This window comes from Promicromonospora sukumoe, from assembly GCF_014137995.1.
GTDB classification, from domain to species: domain Bacteria; phylum Actinomycetota; class Actinomycetes; order Actinomycetales; family Cellulomonadaceae; genus Promicromonospora; species Promicromonospora sukumoe.
The window spans coordinates 289,287-309,055 of the sequence record NZ_JACGWV010000003.1; the positions used below are offsets into that span (position 1 = coordinate 289,287).

The window sequence follows — 19,769 nt, forward strand, 5'->3', positions numbered from 1 at the left end:
TGTCACTTCCTGAGACGTCGTGCGGCAGCCCCGGAATTGCCCGGCGAGCGGCCACGTTAGGGCCTGGCGTGAGCCTCCTCTTCGAACCGATCACCCTGCGCGGCCTGACGCTGCCCAACCGTGCCTGGCTGGCGCCGATGTGCGAGTACTCGGCCGAGGACGGGATGCCGAACGACTGGCACCTGGTCCACCTCGGCGCCCGGGCCGCCGGCGGGTTCGGGCTCGTGCTGACCGAGGCCACCGCCGTCGTCCCGGAGGGCCGGATCTCGCCGCAGGACACCGGCATCTGGAACGACGAGCAGACCGCGGCGTGGAAGCGGATCGTCGACTTCGTGCACGCGCGCGGGGCGAAGATCGGCATCCAGCTCGCGCACGCGGGGCGCAAGGCGTCGACCTTCCGGCCGTGGGCCGAGGAGCAGGGCAGCGTGCCCTTCGCCGACGGCGGCTGGGCGACCGTCGGGCCGTCCGCGGTCCCGTACCCGGGCTTCGCGACCCCCGCGGAGATGACCCCCGAGCAGGTGGCGGACGTACCCGAGCAGTTCGCGGCGGCCGCGCGCCGGGCCCGCGAGGCCGGGTTCGACACGGTCGAGATGCACGCGGCCCACGGGTACCTGCTGCACCAGTTCCTCTCGCCGGTCGCCAACTCCCGGACCGACGGGTACGGCGGGTCGGCGGAGGCGCGCTCGCGGCTCGTCGAGGAGACGGTGGCTGCCGTGCGGTCCGCGTGGCCCGAGGACCTGCCCGTGCTGGTCCGGCTGTCCGCGACCGACTGGCTGGAGGGCGGGCTCGGCGTGGACGACGTCGCGGCCGTGGCAGGCCGCCTCGGCCCCCTCGGTGCCGACCTGGTCGACGTGTCGACCGGTGGCGTGGCGCCGGCGTCGATCGCCGTCGGGCCCGGCTACCAGGTGCCGCACGCGCGCCGCGTGCGCGAGGTGTCGGGCCTGCCCGTGAGCGCGGTCGGGCTCATCAGCGAGCCGGTCCAGGCCGAGCAGATCCTCGTGGAGGGGTCGGCGGACGCCGTCATGCTGGGGCGCGAGGCGCTGCGTGACCCGCACTGGCCGCTGCGGGCGGCGCACGCGCTGGGCGAGAAGATCGGGACGGTTCCCGTGGACGCCGGCGTCGGGGTGCAGCCGCAGTACTCGCGGGCCCGGTGGCGGTGACTGGTGGCGGTGACTCGTGGTGCGGGGCTCCCGGCGGTGCGGTGAGCGGGAATCACGGCTGACGACGTTTGAACGTCGGGAGAATGCCGGGTGTGGTGATTCTTTTCCGGCCGGCGTGCATTCCGCGAAACGATTCGCCGTGCGGCCGGGCTCCTCGCAATCTCCGTTCGCGATCCGGATGTGCGAGGGCCCGGCCACTGCGGTGGCGAGATCTCGGCCTACGAGTACGGAATCCGGGAGCATCCTCAAGCCGGGTTCCGCTCTCACCAGCTGGACGGGGTTGACCGTGTGCTTCGCTCGCCGTCGATCAGGCTGACGCCCTTTCGACCCCCTGCGCACTGTCCCTGCCGTCCTGAATTCTTGCTGTGAACACAATCACAGTGCCTATCGCTTACAAAAGCAACCTGAGCGGAGGGATCTTCACAATTGCCAATTCCTGTCATGCGCCCAATTGCCGGGGAAAATCTTCGGCCTTGCCGATCCTTGACCTGAACCGGTCGCCGGGTTGGGGCGTGAGGTCGGCAGTTGGCATCGAGTTCGGCCCTCTGTCTTGAGATCGGCACATCGCTGTGCCGATCTCAAGACAGAGGGCCGAACTGACGCAGGAACCTGCCTCAGGGGTCAGGCGCGGCGTCGGGAGCGGCGTCGGGCCGCGCGCCAGACCAGCCAGACGGTGACGCCCACCGCCACGGTGCCCACCACCGCGAGGAGCGGGAGCGGCTCGATGCGCGGGCGCAGCGCGATGGGGCGGGTGAACGCGAGGATGCCCCAGCCGGACTGCGCGGCGCGGCGCCGGAGCACCCGGTCCGGGTTGACCACGAAGGCGTGGCCGACGGCGGCCAGCATGGGCGCGTCCGTGATGGAGTCGGAGTAGGCGAAGCTCCCCGCGAGGTCGTAGTCCTCGCTCACCGCGAGGCGGCGCACTCCCACGGCCTTGTTGTCGCCGTAGTTGTAGAAGTCGATCTCGCCGGTGAACCGGCCGTCCTCGACCGTCATCTGCGTGGAGAGCACGTGGTCCGCGCCGAGCACCGCCGCGATCGGCTCGACCAGCACTGCGGCCGATGCCGACACCACCACCACGTCCCGCCCGGCCGCGTGGTGCTCCGCGATGAGCTCGACAGCCTCCGCGTAGACGTACGGGTCGATCAGCTCGTGCACCGTCTGGGTGACGATCTGCCGGACCTTCTCCACGTCCCAGCCCGTGACGAGCGACGACAGGTGCGCGCGCATGCGCTCGGTCTGGTCGGCGTCGGCGTTGCCGATCATGAAGACGAAGTGGGCGTAGGCGCTGCGCAGCACGTCGGCGTGCGACAGCAGCCCGCCCGCGAGGAACGGCCTGGAGAACGCCGCCGACGAGCTCGTGGCGATGATCGTCTTGTCGAGGTCGAAGAACGCGGCCGTGCGCTGAGCGCGCGACGCCGGTCGAGAAGCGGTCTGGGGCACCTGCTCGGTCACCCGACGAGCCTAGCGGGGGCGGTCCGCCGGAGCGGGCCACTTCGACGTGTGTTCTTCCATCCGGATGAAACTCGTCCGCCCCCGGGACAGACCCTCCGCACGGCAGCCAGGGCGTCCGAGCCCGACCACAGGCACCACTTTTGGTCGTTCGTGCACAGCGCCGCCGATGCGGCCGGCACGGCGTGGGTGCCGGCCTCCAACCTGGTCACGGAGCCCGGGTGACGTACCCGGTGCGGGTCGGACAGGGGAGGCGTGATGGTCAGCACGGTGGGTGGTGTCCGGCCCGATCCAGGTCGGGTGATCGGGGTGGTCGGGGCGTGCGGCGGCGCGGGCGCCTCGGTGGTGGCCGCGTGCGTGGCCCACGGCCTGCGGCGCGGCGGGGAGCGGGCCACGCTCGTGGACCTCGACACGCACGCACCGGGAGCGGACCTGCTCCTCGGGTCCGACGGCGGACGCGGCGCCCGCTGGCCGGACCTCGTCGAGGCGCGTGGGGAGGTCGACGGCATCGGCGTGGTCGCGGCGCTGCCCCGCTGGGGCGCGGTACCCGTGCTGAGCGGCACGGCGACGGGAGCGCCGCCGCACGACGACGTGGTGCTCGGTGTCTGCCGGGGGCTGGTCCGGGCGGGCGAGACGCTGGTGCTCGACCTGCCGCGGCCTGGCGCCTGGGGGACCGCCACCCGGCGGGACGATGCGTCCTCTCCGGCGGGTGCCGGGACCGCGGTCCGGACGCTGCTCGCCGCGTGCGACACGGTGCTGCTCGTGGTGCCGCTGACGCTGCCCGCGACCGTCGGGGCGCAGCCGGTTCGCGACGCGCTCCGGGAAGCCGGCGTGCCCGACGTGCGGCTGGTGGTGCGCGGCCCGGCGCCCGGAGCGGTCGACCAGGACGACGTCTCCGCGGCGCTGGGACTCCCCGTCGCCGCGGCGGTGGACCGGGACGGCGGGCTGGCCCGGGCGATCGAGCGCGGCGAGGGCCCGGCCGTGTCGCGCAGGACGACGCTCGGCCGCTTCGCGACCGACGTGGCGGCCGCCCTGTGAGCGCGCCCCTGGTCGAGGCCTCCCTGCTCGACGACGTCCGTGCCCGGATCGCGACCGGCCGCGCCGACGCCGGCGCGGCCGTGCGGGACGCCGTCCGGGACTCCGGGCGGGTGCTCGGCTCCGACGCGCTGCGGGACCTGGATCGCGCGGCCCGGGCCGAGCTCACCGGCGCGGGTCCGCTGCAGCCGCTGCTCGACGCCGCCGACGTGACCGACGTTCTGGTCAACGGCCCCCGCGACGTGTGGGTCGAGCGGGGCACCGGCCTGGAGCGGGTCGCGATCGACCTGGGGTCGGCGGCCGAGGTGCGGGCGCTCGCCGTCCGCCTCGCCGCCCTCGGCGGGCAACGCCTCGACGACGCCTGCCCCACCGTGGACGCCCGCCTGCCCGACGGCACCCGGCTGCACGCCGTGCTCGAACCCCTCGCCGAGACGGGCGCCCTCATCTCCCTGCGCGTCCTGCGGACCCATGCGTTCACGCTCGACGAGCTCGTGGCCGGCGACGCCCTGCCGCGTCAGTGGGTCGGCCTGCTGCGATCCCTCGTGCAGGGCCGGGCGAACGTGCTGATCAGCGGGGGCACGGGCACCGGCAAGACCACCCTGTTGTCGGCCCTGCTCTCCCTGGTGCCGCACGGCGAACGCGTCGTGACCGTCGAGGAGGCACGCGAGCTGCGGCCCACGCACCCGCACGTGGTGCACCTGGCCGCGCGGCGTCCCAACGTCGAGGGCGCCGGCGCCGTGGACCTCGCCGACCTGGTGCGCAACGCCCTGCGTATGCGACCGGACCGGATCGTGCTCGGCGAGTGCCGCGGCGCCGAGGTGCGCGAGGTGCTCATGGCGATGAACACGGGGCACGACGGCGGCTTCGCGACCCTGCACGCCAACGCCGTCGCCGTGGTGCCGGCCCGGCTGGAGGCGCTCGCGGGCCTGGCCGGCATGACCCGGGAGGCGGTGGCCGCACAGGCCGTCGGGGCGCTCGACGTGGTGCTGCACCTGCGGCGCGGACACGGGACGCGGTACCTGGCGGAGATCGGTCTGGTCGGCCGCGGCCCGGGCGGGGAGCTCGAGGTGCGCGCCGCCGCGCGCTGGGAACCCGGCGTGGGCTGCACCGCGGACCCGGGCGCGTGGGACGAGCTCGTGGGGAGGTACGGGCCGTGGTGAGCGTCGTGGAGTCGTCGGGTGTGGGCCTGCTCGTCGCGGTCGGCGTGTGGCTGGTGCTGGCGCGCGGTGGCCGGAGAGTGCGGGAGGTGCTGGGGGCTGGTGCTGGTTCGGCTCTTGGTCCCGACTCGGCTTCTGGTCCCGGTTCGCGGGCGGGCCGCGGTTCTGCCGACACGCCTGGCGTTGGCGCGGGCGAACGGGTCCGTGCCCGACCAGGCCTCGGGGACGGGGCCGGCCGAGGAGCGCGCGGTGACGTCCGGGTGATCGTGCTCCAGGTGGTCGCGCTGCTCAAGGCGGGCTCACCGCCCGGTGCCGCGTGGTCGCGTGCGGCAGGCGTAGGCGTGGACCTCGCGGGCGTGCCCGACGTCGACGAGCTGGCCCGGGTGCTCGGTGACCGCCACGCGCAGGCGGTGGTCGCGGCGACCCGGCTCGCGCTCGACGTCGGGGCCCCGCTCGGCCGGGTCCTGGAGCAGGTCGCCGCCACGCTCGCCGCGGAGGCCGAGGCACAGGCCGAGCGGGACGCGGCGCTCGCCGGTCCCCGGACGACGGGGCGGCTGCTCATGTGGCTGCCGATCGCCGGCGGGTTCCTCGGGTGGGTCCTCGGCGCCGACCCGGTGGGCACGGCCACGGACGGCGGCATCGGGACGGCGGCGGTGGGGACCGGGGCGGTGCTGCTCGTGGCGGGACGGGTCTGGTCCGACCGGCTGGTCGCCGCCGCGCGCGGCGCGGACCGGTCCGGCGTGGACGTCCAGGTGGTGCTGGAGCTCGTCGCGGCCGCGCTGAGGTCGGGGGCGGGGGTGCCGCGCGCGCTGCGGGCGGTCGGCACGGCAGTCGGCGAACCCGACGGGCAGGTGCTGACGCGTGCCGCGCACTCGCTCGTGCTCGGTTCGGCCTGGGAGCGGGCGTGGGCCCGTGCGCCCGCAGCGCTGGGTCCGATGGTCCGTGCGCTCCGCGGTGCGTGGCTCGACGGCGCGGCACCGGGTGAGGCGCTGCGTGCCGCGGGAGCCGAGGTGCGGCACGAGCGGAGCGCCGCGAGCCGGACCGCCGCCGCCCGGCTCGGGGTACGCCTCGTGCTGCCGCTCGGCGTCTGCTACCTGCCGGCCTTCGTGCTGGTGGGGCTGGTCCCGGTGCTGCTGGCGCTGGGGATCGACCTGCTCAGGGGCTGAGCCATGGGCCGGGCGCCAGGCGGCTGGCGCCCGGCAGAAGACGAGGACTTCGGCGTGCTCGCGCACGCCGGTGCCGTCCGCCGTGCGGCGGACGGGGCCCGCTCCGGTGGGCCGTACAGGGTGCCCGCGTGCCGGCCGAGAGGCCGGGTGCGGGCGAGGAGGAAGGAGAAGACATGACGATCTCGACAGCGGTGGCCTGTCCTGAGCCGGAGGACCGGTCGCCGACGGAGGCCGGCACGCCCGACCCGGAGAGCGGGCTGGCCACGGCCGAGTACGCGATCGCGACGCTCGCGGCGGCCGCCTTCGCGGGCGCGCTGATGGCGGTGCTGAAGGGCGGCGACGTGAAGGGGATGCTCACGTCGCTCATCCAGTCGGCGCTGACGGCCGGCTGACCCATGGCACAGCGTGAGTCGGAACGCGGCACGGTCACGGCCGAGCTGGCCCTCGGGCTGCCGGTCGTCGTCCTCGTGCTGGTCGCCGTGCTCACCCTCGCGGCCGCGTCCACGGCGCAGATGCGCGCCCTGGACGCGGCCCGCGCGGGGGCGCGGGCGGTCGCGATCGGAGAGCAGGAGTCGGTCGTGGCGGCGACTGTCGCACGGGTGGGCGGTCCCGAGGCCGAGATGTCGCTCGCGAGGGAGGGCGAGTGGGTGCGGGTCACCGTCAGCCGGCCGGTCGCGGGCAGCTGGGTGTCCGGACCCCTGCGGGCCACGGGTACGGCCGCGGCATGGGTCGAGCCGTGAGGCCCGGGCGCGACGCGGGGCGGGAAGCCGGGCGTGGTCTGAGGCGTGACCTCGACTGCCACCCGCGGCGCGACCCCGAGCGTGGGGCCGGGACCGTCCTGGTGCTGGGGGTCGTCGCTGCGGCGCTGCTCCTCGCGGTCGGCATCGCCGCGCTCGGCGCGGCCCAGAACGCCCGAGGGGCCGCGCAGGCGGCGGCCGACCTCGGCGCGCTCGCAGGCGCCACCGCACTGCGCGACGGGTTCGACCCGTGCGGGACGGCGGGTGCGGCCGTGACCCGGAACGGCGCGGAGCTCGCGGCGTGCGAGGTGCTCGGCGGGGGAGTGGTGCGGGTCGTCGCGACACGGGCGGCCGTCGGGCCCGCCGGTGAGCTCGGTTCGGCACGAGCGACCGCGCGGGCGGGACCGCGTGAGTCCGCGACGGCGCGGCCCTGAGCGTCAGCCAGCCGAATCTCGAACGGAAAAGGTGATGACGTGATACCCCTACGGATCGTAGTATCACTGCTATGGATGATACGGAGAGTGCGATGACCGCACGGAGCGAGTCTCCGCCGTCGGGCGACGTCGCGCTCGACGTGCGTGACCTCCGGATGCGATACGGGACGAAGGACGTGCTCAAGGGCGTGTCCTTCACGGCGCAGCGCGGCGAGGTCGTCGCGCTGCTCGGGCCCAACGGGGCGGGCAAGACCACCACGATCGAGATCCTCGAGGGCTTCCGCATGCGGTCGGCCGGCGAGGTCTCGGTGCTCGGGCAGGACCCGGCGCACGGCGACGAGGCGTGGCGCGCGCGGCTCGGCGTCGTGCTGCAGTCGTGGCGGGACCACGGCCGGTGGCGGGTCCGGGACCTGCTCGGCTATCTCGCCCGCTTCTACACTCCCTACTCGACCGCCGAGGTTTCCCGGCCGTGGGACGTGGACGAGCTGATCAAGGTGGTCGGGCTCGCGGAACAGTCCAGGGCCAAGGTCCAGACACTCTCGGGCGGGCAGCGGCGGCGGCTGGACGTGGCGATCGGGATCGTCGGGCGGCCGGAACTGGTGTTCCTGGACGAGCCGACGGCGGGCTTCGACCCGCACGCCCGGCGCGAGTTCCACGACCTGGTGCACCGCCTGGCCGACTTCGAGAACACGACGGTCCTGCTCACCACGCACGACCTCGACGAGGCCGAGAAGCTCGCGGACCGCATCCTGGTGCTCGACGGCGGCGAGATCGTCGCCAACGGGTCGGCGGACCAGCTCGCCAGGGAGCTGACCACCCAGGCGGAGGTGCGCTGGACGTCCGGCGGGCACCGGAACGTCCACGCGGTGGCCGAGGGGGACCCCACGGAGTTCGTCCGCCGGCTGCTGGCGAGCGACCTGGGCGTCACGGAGCTCGAGGTCAGGCGGGCCAGCCTGGAGGACACCTACATGTCTCTCGTCCACCGGGCCGAGACCTACCAGCCGGGGTCGGACGACGCCGGGGCGGCCCGCGCCGACCAGGCCGGGGCCGACCACGGCGAGACCGACCAGGACCAGGCCGGTCCGGGTCCGGACGAAGGCGGCCGGACCGACCAGGACCGGGCCGAGCAGAACGAGGGGGTGCAGTCATGACGATGACCGAGACCGCGGCCAGGGGCACGCGGAACGACGCGCGCTGGGCGGCCGTCCGCGCGGGGCTGACCCGTGGCTGGCTCGAGACCAAGTACTCGATCCAGGAGCCGAGCGATCTCGTCTGGATCCTCGCGTTCCCCGTGATCTACGCGGTGGTCCTGCTGTTCATGCGGGGCAGCACCATCCCCGGCACGGACTTCGCGCTCGGCGCCATGGTGCTGCCGAGCCTCGTCGGCATGAGCATCGCGTTCGGCGGGCTCACCGGTCCGGCCAGCACGATCGCCGTCGACCGGGAGGACGGGACGCTGCTCCGGGCCAAGGCGACCCCCAACGGGATGCTCGGCTACCTCGTCGGCAAGATCCTGATGTTCGCGCTCACCACGCTGGTGAGCCTGCTCGTCCTGATCATCCCCGCCGTCACGGTCGCGGGGGATCTGCGGCTCGACGGCCGCACCTTCGTCCTGCTGACCCTGATCTTCCTGGTCGGGATGATCGCCACCGTGCCGATCAGCGTCGCGCTCGGGTCGCTGTTCAAGAGCGCCTCGCAGACGGGGCTGCTGTTCCTGGGCTCGATGCTCCTGATCGTGCCGTCGGGGATCTTCTACCCGATCACCGCGCTGCCCGAGTGGCTGCAGTGGGTGGGGCAGGCGTTCCCCTACTACTGGCTCGGGCTGGGTGCCCGGTCGGCGATGCTCCCGGAGAGCATGGTCGTGGCCGAGATCGGCGAGTCGTGGCGCACGTTCGAGATGTTCGCGGTGCTCGGCCTCTGGGCGGTTGTGGGTATGGTGCTCGCGCCGATCGTGCTTCGCAGGATGGCCCGCAGGGAGTCGGGTTCCACAGTGGCGGCGGCGCGGGAGCGTTACATGTCCAAGGGGTACTGAGCTGGTGGCGGAGCAGTCCGACGTCGTCCACAACCGCATCGCGATGCTGCGCGCCGAACGTGGCGTCTCGCGGCGCGAGCTCGCCGACGCGCTCGGCGTGCACTACCAGACCGTGGGCTACCTCGAACGGGGTGAGTACAGCCCGTCGCTGTTCCTCGCGCTGCGGATCGCGGAGTACTTCGGCGTCGCGGTCGAGGTCGTGTTCTCGACGAGCCCGTTCAAGCGGCTGGGGGAGTAGCGCCCGGCGCGCCGCGGCGACGCCCTCGCGACGGCGAGAGCAGCACCGCGGCGCGCGCCGTCATCGCGGCACGACCACCCGCGGCTCGGGCAGGAGCGCCGACCGGCTGACGTCGTCGGCCTCCGGCACGAGGCTGCGGCCCGGTGCGAAGCTCTTCATCGGGCCGGACACGGGCAGGTTGAGCGTCGTCGCGCCGAGGTCGATCGAGTACTGCGTCGCGGCGCGGTCCACGGTCACGGTGGCGCCCCGGTCGGTGCCCATGACCACGAGCCCGAGCTGGTGCCCCGCCGGGACGACCAGGTCGTTGGTCTGCATCTCGACCGTCACGGTGTGCGTGCCGGCGCCGTCGAGCCGGGCCCAGCCGCGGCCCAGCACCTGCAGCTCCGTCGACCCGATGTTGCGGACCACGTCGCGGTAGCAGCCGTCGTCGACCCCGGCGGACTCGCCGTAGCAGGACTCGGTGCCGAGCGTCGTCGCGCCGTCGCCCGAGGTGAGCACGCGGTCCATCACGCCGTAGTCCACGAGGCCCACCGTGATCTGGCCGGTCGGCGCCCCGTGGGTCACGGTCGTCGTGACGGACGCCGCCCCCGACAGCCGCAGGTCGTCGGTCAGCGTCCCGGTGCGGAACAGCAGGCGGTTCGGGTTGGTGCCCGCGGCCAGCGCGGTGTTGAAGGTCTGGTTCGGGGCGTTCACCCAGCCGGCGTCGGCCGCCCGGCCGCGCGCGCCGAGGGCGAGGCTGCCGTCCGCGCGGGGCCGCAGCTTTGCCGTGCGGTCCGTGACCGGCCAGCTCCGTGAGGTGACCACCTCGTTCGGGGCCACCTCGACCCGCACCGCCGGCTCGTCGTCGATGCCGTTGTCGATGTCGAGCAGCTCGTGGTCGAACCAGCGGTGCAGCGTGTCCACCCACTCGGCGCGGTCGGAGTCGAACGGGTCCACGTGGCCCAGCCGCGTGAGCCAGAGCTTGCGCTGCACACCCTGTTCGCCGAGCGCCGTCCACCAGCGGGAGAAGTTCGGCGTGTCCACGTTGGTGTCCTGCGCGCCGTGCACCACGAACACGCTGGCGGTGACCTGCGAGGCGTCGAAGAGGGAGCCCGATCGGTAGTCGCGCTCGTCCCAGAAGGCGTTGTGGGCGCCCGACGCGTCGTCGCCCGCCGTGTTCATCGCCTCGGTGATCGCCGTGCAGTCGGTCGCGATGTGGCGGCCGCCGGCCACGTAGCCCATGAGGAAGCGTGGGTAGTTGGCCGAGAACGGCAGGCCCTGCGCCCGGTCGTAGTCGTACCAGGAGCTGATCGCGCCGATCGGCACGATGGTCTCCAGCCCCTCGACGCCGGTCGCGGCCACGCCGTTGGCGAGCGTCCCGTCGTAGGACTTGCCGATCATGCCGGTCTTCCCCGTCGACCAGTCGGCGACCACGGGCTCACCGGTGTCCGGGTCCACCGCCGTCGCCCTGCCGTTCAGCCAGTCCACGACGGCCTTCACCGAGAGGACGTCGGACGGGCCGCCGTGGTCCGTGCAGCCCGTCGACCAGCCGGTCCCGGCCATGTCGACCGCCACGTACGCGTACCCGCGCGGCACGAACCAGTTGTCGTAGTAGAGCGGGAACAGCGAGGGGTCGCCGTCGGCGTCGTACTCCTTGAGCTCGCTCTCGTTGCCGCGACCGCAGCACGCGTAGTACGGGCTGGCGTCCATGACGACGGGCACCTCGGCCACGCCGTCGAGCTCGGCCGGGCGGATGATGTCGGCGCGGATCTGCTCGGGGTCGCCGTCGCCGTCCAGGTCCGGCGCGACGACGTTCACCGACTCGCGGATCGCGCCCGCGTAGTCGTAGACGGCCGCCGTGACGCCGTCGTCGAGGACGAACGGTTCCTCGGCCGGAACCTCAGCGGCTTGGGCGGTCGCGGCCGGCCCAGCCGTCGTCGTCGTTGTCGTTGTCGCGAGCGAGCCCGCGGCGCCGGGCAGATCGAGCGGCGCCGCCCCGGCGGGGACGACGCCGGCGGCCAGGGTGAGCCCGGTGAGCGCGGCGACGGCGGCCGCGGCGACCCGCTTGGCCCGGACGTGGTGGACTCGCATCGGCGTGCTCCCTTGCGACGAACGGCCTGGTCGAAAGGGAACATAACGGGTGAATGTCGCTGACGGAAGACCGCTCCGTTACGACGCGGTAAGCGGCTGCGACCCGCCGGCTACCCCGCCAGTTGCTCCGCCTACGGCCTCGCTCACGGCTCGGTGAGCGCGGCCCGCGGATCGTGCGACAGCACCGCGTCCAGCAGCCGTACCGCGGCGTCCTTGTCGAGCGGCGAGTTGTAGTTGCCGCACTTCGGCGACTGCACGCACGCCGGGCAGCCGTCGGCGCAGGGGCAGGCGGCGATGGCGTCGCGGGTCGCCCGCAGCCAGGCGGCGCCCAGGTCGTAGGCGCGCTCCGCGAAGCCGGCGCCGCCGGGGTAGGCGTCGTAGACGAACACGGTCGCCTCGCCGGTGTCGGCGTGCAGCTCGGTCGACACCCCGCCGAGGTCCCAGCGGTCGCACGTCGCCAGCAGCGGCAGCAGGCCGATCGAGGCGTGCTCCGCGGCGTGCAGGGCGCCGGGCGTCTGCTCGGGGGAGATGTCCGCCGCCCGCAGCACGAACTCCGGGACCGACCACCAGACCGCCACCGTGCCGAGGGTGTGCTCGGGCAGCTCGAGCTGCTCCGTCCCCAGCACCTGCATGTCCGGGACGCGACGCCGCTGGAAGCTGACCACCTGCGACGTCACCTCCACCGCGCCGAGGCCCCACGTGACCGGCCCCCACTCCCGGGTGACCAGGTCGCGGCCGGGCCCGTCGTCCGCGGTGCCGTCAGCATCCGAGGCTCCGGCAGCGCCGTCGGGCGCCCCCGCGCCGTCGTCCCAGCCCTCGATCGCGACCGACATGACCGACCGCGACCACGTCCCGTAGTCGAGCCGACGGCGCTGCACGACGGCGGTGTGGTCGGTCAGGTCGAGGTGCGACACCACGTAGGTGGTGCCCTGGTGCACGTAGACGGCGCCGTCGTGCACCTGGCCGTCCGCGGAGGCGGCGTCGACCGTGCCGAGCATCCGGCCGGTGCCCTGCTCCACCACGCGGACGGGCGTGCCGCCCGCTCCGCGCAGGTCGGTCAGGCCCGCTGCGGCCTGGTGGTGGGTCCAGTACCACCCGGAGGTCCGACGCCGGAGCGCGCCCCGGGCGACCAGCACGTCCAGGATGCCGCGCACGTGGGCGGGTTCGCCGAAGTCCGCGAGGTCCTCGGACCGCAGCGGCGCCTCCTGGGCGGCCGCGCACAGGTGCGGCGCCAGGACGTGCGGGTTCGCCGGGTCGAACACCGTGGCCTCCAGCGGGGCGTCGAACACGGCCTCCGGGTGGGTCACGAGGTAGGTGTCGAGCGGGTCCTCGCGCGCGACGAACGCGACCAGGCCGTCCGCGCCCGCCCGTCCCGCGCGGCCCGCCTGCTGCCACAGCGACATGCGGGTGCCGGGCCAGCCCGCGATGAGCACCGCGTCGAGGCCGGAGATGTCCACGCCGAGCTCCAGCGCATTGGTCGTCGCCAGGCCGAGCAGGTCGCCGGTCCTCAGGGCCTGCTCCAGCTCGCGGCGCTCCTCGGGGAGGTATCCGCCGCGGTAGGCCGCGATCCGGCGGCCCGCCTCGGGCGCGGAGTGCCGCAGGTGGTCACGGGCCTGCTGGGCCACCGACTCCGCGCCGCGCCGCGACCTGGTGAACGCGAGGGTGCGGGCACCGGCCGCGGCGAGGTCGGCGAGCAGGTCGGCCACCTCGGCCGTCGCGGACCGCCGGGGGTGCTCCGGCGGGGCCGTCGTCGCGATGGGCGCCGTCTCCGGGTCCGGACCCGGCAGGGCCCAGGGATCGGGCTCCGTGAGATCGGCCCGTCGCATCGAGCTCGGCTCGTCGCCGGACCGATCTCGGTGCGGGCTGCCGACCTCGGCGTCGTCCACCGGAGGCCGCCACGAGGCGATCTCCGGGGGCTGCCACAGGAGGACCGTCCGGCGGCCGGAGGGGGAGGCGTCCTCGGTGACGGCGGTGACGTCGTCGGGCCGCACGCCGATGAGGCGGGCCGCGCTGACGGCGGGCTCCGCCGTCGTCGCCGAGGCGACGACGAACGTGGGCGAGCCCTCGCCGTACCGCGCCGCGAGGCGCGCGAGCCGCCGGAGCACCAGCGAGACGTGCGCGCCGAAGACCCCGCGGTAGGCGTGCCCCTCGTCGACGACGACGTAGCGCAGCCCCTTGAGCAGCCGTGACCAGCGGCGATGGTTGGGCAGTAGTGAGTAGTGCAGGAAGTCGGGGTTGGTGAGCACGACGTCGGCGTGGTCCTGCACCCAGGACCGCTCCTCGCGCGAGGTGTCGCCGTCGCACGTCGCGACGCGGACGTCGCGCGTGCCGGCGGCGTCGAGCACACGCTCCAGCGCGCTGAGCTGGTCGGCGGCCAGGGCCTTGGTGGGACTGAGGTAGATGGTCGTGGGGCGCACGTGCGCCGACGCGATGTTCCCGGGGTCGAGCGTCGCGGCTGCGGCCGCCGTCCGGACAGCCGAGAGCGCGGGCAACCAGAACGCCAGCGACTTGCCCGAACCCGTGGACGTGGCGACGGCGGTGTGCCGGCCCTGGTGGACGAGGTCGGCCGCGACGGCCTGGTGCGTCCACGGCCGGTCGACGCCGAGCTTCCGGTACCCCTGCACGACGGTCGCGTCGGCCCACTCGGGCCAGTCGGTGTGCTCCGCGACGCGCTCCGGGAAGGTGCGCGACGCCGTCAGCCGCTCGGCGCGCGCGTCACCGGCGAGGAGCACGTCGAGGAGGGGGTGGGCGGGGGCGTCTGGCACGCAGGACAGTGTCGCACCCCGGGGCTTTCCCAAGGTGGGGTCAGGACGTCGCCGAGGCGCGGTAGCAACCTGGCCAGGACGGACGACTTCACCCGCGAATTGGCTCGGACCTGACGTGCTCCGCCGGTAGGTTCACGCCGTCATCGCTGTTCCAGTGCCGTAGGAGGACGAATGAGGCGCTCCCTGATTGCCGGAGCCACAGCGGTCGGGTTGGTGCTCACTGTCCTCGTGTCGCCGGCCGCGGCCGCCGGCACCGCGCGCCCCACACCCGCCGTCGAGTGCGACGGCACCGCCGCGAGCGAGGCCGAGGCGGTGGCCCTTGCCGGGGTGTGCGCGGAGGACGTCGACGTGCTCGATGCCGGCGGCGAAGACACCGGGCTCGTCGCGGAACCTGGTGGGACGATGCGGTTCGAGGCGTCTGCCCAGGATCCCTACCTCTCGACCAGGGCGGCAGCTCACACGGCGCTCTCTTCCACCGCTCCGGCGGACTTCGGCTGGTCCGGGACGCAGTGGGTGGGCTACTGCGACCCGGCCGAGTACGCAGACGGCTGCGACGAGGCGGGTGTGCAGCGTCTTGCCTGGCAGTTCGACGGCTTGAGTGTCCTCCGTGACCTGGCTCCCGGGGACATCACGTCCGCCGAGCTTGTCCTTCAGGGCAGCAACGCATGGATGGATGACGTCGACTGCACGCCGAACCGGCTCGATCTCTACGACATTCCCCGGATCTCGGCGGGCACCGGCTGGTCGAGCACCGCGGGGTGGACGCAGGACCGGCACGCCGGACAGATCGCGTTCTACTGGCCTGCCTGCACGGAGAAGCCTGCCTACACGGGCTATTTCGACTTTGACGCCACACAGCTCGCGGTCAACGCGGTGAAGGGCGACCGCTCGTCGGTGACGGTCGGTGTGCGGGCCACGGACGAGACCTGCATGACCTGCGGATGGAACTCGTTCAAGCCGACCGCGACGCTCATCGTCCGGTTCAACCGCCCGCCCCTGGCGCCGACCGATCTTGGTGTCGGCACCCAGGGATTCAGCTACCCGTGCACCGGCGACCAGGTGCTCCGAACGACGACTCCCTACCTGACGGCGAACATCGTCGATCCCGACCCGTACCAGGGCGGGCTGCCGGACGAACCGCAGACTGCGCCCGTGACGGCGACGTTCCGGGTAGCCAGGGCCGATGCCCCCGAGGTGACGGTCTGGGAGGGCACGGAAGGGTTCGCCAGCCGGCTACGCCATCGCGTCACCGTGCCGTCGGATGTCCTGACCAGCGGCGACTACGTCTGGTCTGTCTTCGCGACGGACGGCAGCGGTCTCGTCGGTCCCAGCGCCTCCTGCGAGTTCTCGATCGACATCGAGGCGCCCGAGGCGCCCGTGGTCCAGCCCCTGCTGGGCGGAACGGCCGTGTACCTCGAGAACGCCGAGCGCGGTGGAGTGGGCGTCATGGGATCGTTCCTGCTCACCAGCCCGTCGAGTGACGTCGTGACGTACCGGTACGGCCTCATGACGTCCCCGAGGACCGAGGTGGTGGCTACCAAGAACACGGTGATCAACGTGACTCCCACGAGTCCCGGACCGGTCTCGCTGACGGTCGAGGCGCTCGACAAGGCCGGTAACCGCAGCGGGCAGACTACCTATCGGCTCGACGTCGCTTCGGGCGTTGCCGATCCGACGCCCCCGGCCATCACGGTGAGCGGTCCGACGTCGTACACGTTCGGTGACGTCCCTACGGCCTCCGTGACCCTGAGCGAGGACGCCGTCACGCCCTACGGGACGGTGACGGTCAGGTCGGGCTCGGCGACCGTCGGGAGCGCGACCTTCGACGAGCGCACCGAGGAGCTCGAGCTCGACGCCGCCGCACTCGGCTCCGGGACCAAGACGCTCACGTTCACCTACCGTGCCTACCCCGAGGCTCCGGCCTGGAGTACCCAGCGCACCATCACGATCACGCCGCTGGCGTTCTCCGCCCTCCGTTCCCCGTCGATCTCCGGCACCCCGCAGGTCGGCAGAACCCTCACGGCCCTGCGCGGCCCCTGGACACCGTCGCCCTCGAGGACGACCTACCAGTGGCGCGTGGACGGTAAGGCGGTCTCGGGTGCGACCGGCTCGACGTGGAAGGTCACGTCGTCGGCCAAGGGCAAGAAGGTCACCGTCGCGATCACCGGCTCGAAGACCGGCTACAGCACCAAGACCCTGGTCAGCCCCTCGACAGCTGCGGTCAAGGCCGGCGTCTTCTCGGCGCCCACGCCGAAGATCACGGGCACGTCCAAGGTCGGCGCCAAGCTGGCGGTGGTCCGCGGCACCTGGACGCCGCAGCCGACGACGGTGAAGTACCAGTGGAAGGTTGCCGGGAAGGTGGTCAAGGGTGCGACCGGCTCCACGTTCAAGGTGCCGAGCTCGGCCAAGGGCAAGCGGGTCTCCGTGGTGGTGACAGGTTCGCGGGCCGGCTACACCACCAAGGCCGTGTCCAAATCGATGACCACGCTCATCCGCTGACGACGCCCGGTGCGGCCCACGCTCACAGGTCGAAGAGCGTGGGCTGCTCCAGGTAGACGCCCTCCGTCTCCAGCATCCGGATCTTGGTGCGTGTGCCACCGCGGGCCGAGAACCCGCCGACACGGCGGCCCACGGCCAGCACCCGGTGGCACGGCACGATCGGCGGGAACGGGTTGCGGCCCATCGCCTGGCCCACGGCCTGCGCTGCTCCGGGCGCGCCGAGCTCGGTCGCGACCTCGCCGTACGTGCGGGTCTCGCCCGGCGGGATGGCGCGCACGATCTCGTACACCCGGCGGTCGAAGTCGGGCACGGCGCTCATGTTCAGGGGGACCTCCGCGAGGTCGCCGACGCCGTCGTCGAGCAGATGCTTCAGCGCCTCGGCCGCTGCCGCGACCGGGGCGGGCGAGGCCTCGACGGCGCCCGGGTACCAGCCGCGCACGGCACCCCGTAACTGGTCGGCGCTGCCGTGGGGCAGCGTCGAGCCGACGATCTCCGCGTCCTCGTTCCAGACGAGCGCGCACTCACCGATCGCGGTGGGGACCACCGCGAACTCGAGCCTGCTGTGGTCCATGCCGCCAACGATAGGCGGCACCACTGACACCGCCCGCACCCGGGCGCGGAGGTCAGTCGGTGGTCCAGCGGGCCGCCAGCTCGGTCGCCTTCTGCGTGGGGTCCGGGTCGGCGACGAGCGCGCCGGCCGCGGCCAGCCCGTCGGCATATCCGACGGCGTACGTGGTGAGCGGGGCCGCCGGGCGCTCGACGGCGTGGGCGGCGTCCCGGGCGAGGTCCAGGACCTTCTTCATGTCGATGGTGCCCGTGGGGAGGCCGAGCTCCGACTCCAGGTCGGAGATCCACTGCTTGAGGTCTGTCATCTCTCGTCTTTCCGGTATCGGGCCACGTCGGCGGGGGTGTCGATGTCGTCGCTCCAGCCTGCCGGGTCCGGGACCTCCGCGCACCGGAGCGCGCCGACCAGGCGCTTCATCGGCGCCCCGTCGGTCTCGATCCCGTCCAGCCCGCGGTCGAGGGCCGCGCGCCGGTACAGCCCGACCAGCCACTGGGCCCTGCCCTCGTGCACCAGGTAGGCGCCGTCCACGGGTTCACGTGAAACGGCCTCCTCCAGGTGCACGATCGCCCGGGCGGCGCCCGGCACGTCGACGGCGAGGAGCAGCACCCAGGGCGCGCCCGGGTCCGGCAGGGCACGCAGCCCGGCGGCGAGTCCTGCCACCGGTCCACCGAACGGCGGGTCCTCCCTGGTCAGAAGAGGTGCGGAGCCCGCATAGCCCGACGCCGGATCGCGCACCGGAAGCGCGCTCGCGAGCTCCGGCGGACCCACGACGGCGACGCGGCGCGCGCGGGCGCTCGCGGCCAGCGCACGGTCGAGCAGCCGCGCACCGCCCACGACGAGCCCGGCCTTGGAGGTGCCGTCCAGGCGAGCGGCCCGGCCGCCCGCCAGCACGACGGCGTCGTACTCGATCCTGGCGACGGTCCTGGTCATCGCAGCATCAGCACCTGGACGACGTCCCCGGCGCGCACCTTCTCGACGTCGGGCGGCACGAGGGCCAGGCCGTCAGCCCCGGCGAGCGCCGCCAGGGAGTGGTGCGAGCCCGCGGGCTCGATCGCGCCGTCGACCACGCGGACGGGCAGCGCCTGGAGCCTGCCCGCCGGGCTGGACCACGCCGTGGCCGTGCGGAGGGAGAGGTATGCGCGGCCAGGGAGGTAACGCTGTGCGCGCACTGCTGGCTCAGCGTTACCTCCCTGGCTGAGCAGGACTTCCCCCGAGCCCCCCAGGCCGCGCAGCCGGTCGATCGCCGGCCGCACGAACAGCTCGAACGACGCGTAGGCGCCCACCGGGTTGCCGGGCAGCGCCAGCCAGGGGGCGCCGCGCCAGCGGGCCAGCGCCTGCGGCTTGCCGGGGGACATCGCGACGGTGGCGACGTCGGCGTCCGTCACGCCGCCGGCACCCAGGGCGGACGCCGCCAGCACCTCCCGCACCACGTCGGCAGCACCCGCCGACACACCTCCCGCCGTCACGATCAGGTCGACGCCGGAGGCACGCACCGCAACGTCCAGCGCGGCGCGCAGCGCGTCCGGGTCGTCGGGCACCGGCCCCGGGCGGACGACGTCGGCCCCTGCCGCCCGCGCCGCCGCCGCGAGCATCGGACCGTTGGAGTCCGTGATCTGGCCGGGCCCGAGGCCGCCCCCGGCCGGCACCAGCTCGGCGCCCGTGGAGATCACCGCGACCAGCGGGCGACGTCGGACGGGAACACGCACCGTGCCGGACGCGACCAGCGCGCCCACCGTCGCCGCCGTCACCACGCTGCCCGCCCTCGCGAGCAGCTCGCCCTCGGTCACGTCCTCGCCCGCGGCCCGGACGTGCGCGCGGGGGCGCCGGGCGAGCGTGACCGCCGACTCCGCCCGGGACGCGCCGGCGACGAACCGGCCGGTCGAGGTGTGCTCGACGGGGACCACGGCGTCGGCCCCGGGCGGGAGCGGGGCCCCGGTCATGATCCGCACGGCCTCGCCCGGCCCGATCCCCTCCCGGGCGGCGGGACCGGCCCCGGCCGCGACGTCCCCCGTCACCCGGAGCGTCACCGGCGCGCCGTCGGCCGGCAGGTCGGCGAGCCGCACGGCGTACCCGTCCATCGCGGCGCTCTCGAAGGGCGGGACCGAGACCCTGGCGTACAGGTCCTCGGCGAGGACCGCGCCGTCGGCTCCCACCAGGTCCGACGCGACGGCCGGCAGTGGCTCGACGAGCGCGAGCACGTGCTCGACGTGTTCCGTGACGCTCCGCAACCGGGACTCCATAGGACGACGCTATGCGAAGGGCGTTCGGGCGGGGTTACCTGTGCCTCACAACCTGGTGCCGCACCCTGTGCGTTCTTCCTTACGGTCGATTAACTGCTCTTTGTCGGGCGATGAAACACCGTCTCCCTAGGTTTCTGGCTGTCGGTCCGACGTCGGGCCGGCCCCGGACACGGCACCTGTCGGTCCGGGCGCGCCCGGCGTCGTCGGGCATACGCCCAT

General features: G+C 73.8%; 18 protein-coding genes. 11 read left to right on the forward strand and 7 right to left on the reverse strand.

Annotated features, from left to right (window positions below):
• The first annotated feature begins 68 nt into the window (after positions 1 to 68).
• A complete protein-coding gene (locus FHX71_RS25405) occupies positions 69 to 1,160 on the forward strand; it encodes an NADH:flavin oxidoreductase/NADH oxidase (RefSeq protein ID WP_182620297.1) in 1,092 nt (363 codons plus the stop codon).
• Positions 1,161 to 1,781: 621 nt separating this feature from the next.
• Here FHX71_RS25405 and FHX71_RS25410 read toward each other — a convergent pair.
• Positions 1,782 to 2,615, reverse strand: a complete 834-nt coding sequence (locus FHX71_RS25410; RefSeq protein WP_182620298.1) for an HAD family hydrolase — start codon at positions 2,613 to 2,615, stop codon at positions 1,782 to 1,784.
• A 255-nt stretch (positions 2,616 to 2,870) separates the two neighbouring features.
• Here FHX71_RS25410 and ssd point away from each other — a divergent pair, with 255 nt between their 5' ends.
• From ssd to FHX71_RS25455, 9 genes are all read left to right on the forward strand, one after another.
• The gene (ssd, locus tag FHX71_RS25415) at positions 2,871 to 3,650 is read left to right on the forward strand and encodes a septum site-determining protein Ssd (RefSeq protein ID WP_182620299.1); all 780 of its coding nucleotides are present in this window, start codon (positions 2,871 to 2,873) and stop codon (positions 3,648 to 3,650) included.
• Positions 3,647 to 4,807 (forward strand): TadA family conjugal transfer-associated ATPase, encoded by a 1,161-nt coding sequence (locus tag FHX71_RS25420; protein WP_182620300.1) that lies wholly within the window; start codon positions 3,647 to 3,649, stop codon positions 4,805 to 4,807. The genes ssd and FHX71_RS25420 overlap by 4 nt, the downstream gene beginning before the upstream one ends.
• Positions 4,801 to 5,970 carry a type II secretion system F family protein gene (locus tag FHX71_RS30235; protein ID WP_312877214.1) on the forward strand — a complete coding sequence of 390 codons (1,170 nt, stop codon included), beginning with the start codon at positions 4,801 to 4,803 and terminating at the stop codon, positions 5,968 to 5,970. The genes FHX71_RS25420 and FHX71_RS30235 overlap by 7 nt, the downstream gene beginning before the upstream one ends.
• 173 nt (positions 5,971 to 6,143) lie before the next feature.
• A complete protein-coding gene (locus tag FHX71_RS25430) occupies positions 6,144 to 6,362 on the forward strand; it encodes a DUF4244 domain-containing protein (RefSeq protein WP_182620301.1) in 219 nt (72 codons plus the stop codon).
• A gap of 3 nt (positions 6,363 to 6,365) precedes the next feature.
• Positions 6,366 to 6,710, forward strand: coding sequence for a TadE family type IV pilus minor pilin (locus FHX71_RS25435; RefSeq protein WP_182620302.1), 345 nt, complete (start codon positions 6,366 to 6,368; stop codon positions 6,708 to 6,710).
• Positions 6,695 to 7,141: an Rv3654c family TadE-like protein gene (locus tag FHX71_RS25440; protein ID WP_246403548.1), complete on the forward strand. Its 447-nt coding sequence runs from the start codon at positions 6,695 to 6,697 to the stop codon at positions 7,139 to 7,141. The genes FHX71_RS25435 and FHX71_RS25440 overlap by 16 nt, the downstream gene beginning before the upstream one ends.
• A 92-nt stretch (positions 7,142 to 7,233) precedes the next feature.
• Positions 7,234 to 8,292 carry an ABC transporter ATP-binding protein gene (locus FHX71_RS25445; RefSeq protein ID WP_220490484.1) on the forward strand — a complete coding sequence of 353 codons (1,059 nt, stop codon included), beginning with the start codon at positions 7,234 to 7,236 and terminating at the stop codon, positions 8,290 to 8,292.
• Positions 8,289 to 9,173, forward strand: coding sequence for an ABC transporter permease (locus FHX71_RS25450; RefSeq protein WP_182620304.1), 885 nt, complete (start codon positions 8,289 to 8,291; stop codon positions 9,171 to 9,173). Before FHX71_RS25445 ends, FHX71_RS25450 begins: the two co-directional genes overlap by 4 nt.
• Before the next feature lie 4 nt (positions 9,174 to 9,177).
• Complete coding sequence (locus tag FHX71_RS25455) at positions 9,178 to 9,411, forward strand: helix-turn-helix transcriptional regulator (protein WP_344400780.1); 234 nt, start codon at positions 9,178 to 9,180, stop codon at positions 9,409 to 9,411.
• A 60-nt stretch (positions 9,412 to 9,471) separates the two neighbouring features.
• Here FHX71_RS25455 and FHX71_RS25460 read toward each other — a convergent pair whose 3' ends face one another.
• Positions 9,472 to 11,481 (reverse strand): CocE/NonD family hydrolase, encoded by a 2,010-nt coding sequence (locus FHX71_RS25460; protein ID WP_182620305.1) that lies wholly within the window; start codon positions 11,479 to 11,481, stop codon positions 9,472 to 9,474.
• 143 nt (positions 11,482 to 11,624) lie between these two features.
• Entirely contained in the window at positions 11,625 to 14,246 is a 2,622-nt protein-coding gene (locus FHX71_RS25465) for a DEAD/DEAH box helicase (RefSeq protein ID WP_312877215.1), read from the reverse strand.
• Between the two features lie 171 nt (positions 14,247 to 14,417).
• Between FHX71_RS25465 and FHX71_RS25470 the strand changes: the two genes are divergently transcribed.
• On the forward strand, positions 14,418 to 16,745 hold the full coding sequence (locus tag FHX71_RS25470; protein WP_182620306.1) for a hypothetical protein: 2,328 nt from the start codon (positions 14,418 to 14,420) through the stop codon (positions 16,743 to 16,745).
• 22 nt (positions 16,746 to 16,767) lie between these two features.
• Here FHX71_RS25470 and FHX71_RS25475 read toward each other — a convergent pair whose 3' ends face one another.
• From FHX71_RS25475 to FHX71_RS25490, 4 genes are read right to left on the reverse strand one after another with little or no spacing between them, the layout of a single operon-like run.
• Positions 16,768 to 17,316: a methylated-DNA--[protein]-cysteine S-methyltransferase gene (locus FHX71_RS25475; RefSeq protein WP_182620307.1), complete on the reverse strand. Its 549-nt coding sequence runs from the start codon at positions 17,314 to 17,316 to the stop codon at positions 16,768 to 16,770.
• A 52-nt stretch (positions 17,317 to 17,368) separates the two neighbouring features.
• Positions 17,369 to 17,617: a DUF6457 domain-containing protein gene (locus FHX71_RS25480; RefSeq protein WP_182620308.1), complete on the reverse strand. Its 249-nt coding sequence runs from the start codon at positions 17,615 to 17,617 to the stop codon at positions 17,369 to 17,371.
• Entirely contained in the window at positions 17,614 to 18,240 is a 627-nt protein-coding gene (gene mobA, locus FHX71_RS25485) for a molybdenum cofactor guanylyltransferase (RefSeq protein ID WP_182620309.1), read from the reverse strand. Before mobA ends, FHX71_RS25480 begins: the two co-directional genes overlap by 4 nt.
• Entirely contained in the window at positions 18,237 to 19,550 is a 1,314-nt protein-coding gene (locus FHX71_RS25490; protein WP_182620310.1) for a molybdopterin molybdotransferase MoeA, read from the reverse strand. Before FHX71_RS25490 ends, mobA begins: the two co-directional genes overlap by 4 nt.
• Positions 19,551 to 19,769 lie beyond the last annotated feature (219 nt).